This window comes from Pseudomonas sp. 05T35, from assembly GCF_056396605.1.
The window spans coordinates 1-806 of record NZ_JBFTLU010000822.1 but is presented as its reverse complement, the minus strand read 5'-3'; the positions used below and the strand labels follow the sequence as shown (position 1 = coordinate 806).

1 protein-coding gene is annotated in these 806 nt (G+C 53.8%); it reads left to right on the top strand.

The genetic code is table 11. The features are described 5' to 3' along the window. Nucleotides 1-333: 333 nt before the first annotated feature. Nucleotides 334-806, top strand: a 473-nt coding sequence (locus AC1DH9_RS30090; RefSeq protein WP_477809447.1) for a BCAM0308 family protein, incomplete at its 3' end; no start/stop codon positions are given.

Genomic DNA, 806 nt, shown 5'->3' with positions numbered 1-806 from the left:
ATCAGGTTGTTCTCCCGAGTCATCCTGCAACAGGCAGGTACTTGCAGCTTCCCTGAAATGGCTCACGCGACGTTGATTTTTATCAACAAAGTCACGACGTCGCGGGGCCTTCGCAGGTACTTGTCTGCGCGCGCATTTCGCGCACCGACTCCAGATGATTGGCCGTCAGCCAATGGCCCTCAGTTGACAAAAATCAACCTGTACAACAACCAGTCGCGGCCAAATGAACCCGTGAATTCCACGGTTCTGTCAGCGGGCACTATCGGTAAAAATCGATCTGAAAACAGAGCTGGGGGTGCAGTTTTTATCCTTCTCATTTGCGAGGAACAGGTCATGGACAAACATCAGCTCAGTCAAAAAAACCAACTGTTCAAGACACCTGCCCATGACCCCTATTTATTGCAGCGAGTCGCAGGCTCGGCCATCTGTTCGAAGTGCGATGCGATTTATCAGGCCGGTAACTGGACCTGGAAGCAGCCTGAAAACACGGTGATCGCTGATGCCGAAACGGTGACCTGCCCGGCCTGTCGGCGCATCGATGACAACAGGCCGGCGGGTACGCTAACGCTGTCCGGCAGCTTCTTGCTCAAGCATCGAAAAGAAATCGTCAATCTGATTGAAAACACCGAGCGGCAGGAAAAAGCCGATCATGCCCTTGAGCGCCTCATCAAGCTGACCGACTCCGAGGGTGCTCTGATCGTGACCACCACCGGCGTCCATCTCGCCAACCGCCTGGGTCATGCATTGACAGGCGCTTTCAAAGGCCACGCGAATTACCATTACGACGATGACCAATACCAGTTGAG